This window comes from Vallitalea sediminicola (assembly GCF_054408565.1).
The window spans coordinates 1-243 of sequence record NZ_BTPT01000238.1 but is presented as its reverse complement, the minus strand read 5'-3'; the positions used below and the strand labels follow the sequence as shown (position 1 = coordinate 243).

General features: G+C 34.2%; 1 protein-coding gene. It reads right to left on the bottom strand.

Going from position 1 to position 243, the window contains the following annotated elements; all coding sequences use genetic code 11:
* On the bottom strand, positions 1 to 243 hold a 243-nt coding region (locus tag ACX6CF_RS26570), incomplete at both ends, for a glutamate synthase-related protein (RefSeq protein WP_458788392.1).

Genomic DNA, 243 nt, shown 5'->3' with positions numbered 1-243 from the left:
AAGCAAAAGCTATTGATTTTGCTTTCCAATGCATTTTTGATTTGTTCGGTTTTAACATATCCACACGACCAACCATTTCATCTATGGATCTAAAGCCCATTATAGCCATATATTCTCTAAGTTCAGTGGCTAAGAAGGTAAAGAAATTAATAAGATGCTCTGGTTTACCTTTAAAATGTTTACGTAACTCAGGATCTTGGGTTGCAACTCCTACAGGACATGTATTTTTTTGACATTTTCTCA